1 pseudogene is annotated in these 352 nt (G+C 60.8%); it reads left to right on the forward strand.

From position 1 onward, the window contains the following. Positions 1-352: pseudogene (locus ACODSV_RS36365) on the forward strand (hypothetical protein); the annotation flags it as partial.

Raw genomic sequence — 352 nt, forward strand, 5'->3', positions numbered from 1 at the left:
CGCAAGTTGGAGCGTGTTAATCAGTACGTGCATTTCAACTCGCTGGAAGGCGCCCCGGAACCGCTAGCCGACCGCATCGTGGTGCTCGATCAACCCATCCTGATCAAGGCGGGCGACTTGATCGGTCACATTGGCGAGTATCGAGACGGCAATGCCGAGCACCCGGAAAAGAAGCTGCACCTGGAAGTGTTCAGCGCCGACCACGTGGAGCCATTTATCGAGGCCAGCCGTGCCTGGGCCCAGCGACTACCCGCTGCCAGCAAGACCTGGCTGAAATTCTCCAAGGGCACCGCTGTAGTGACGCATCAGGAGCGTTTCAACGCCACACAACCCCCCACGCTCAGCGCCGCCA

Source organism: Pseudomonas sp. FG86 (assembly GCF_057808775.1).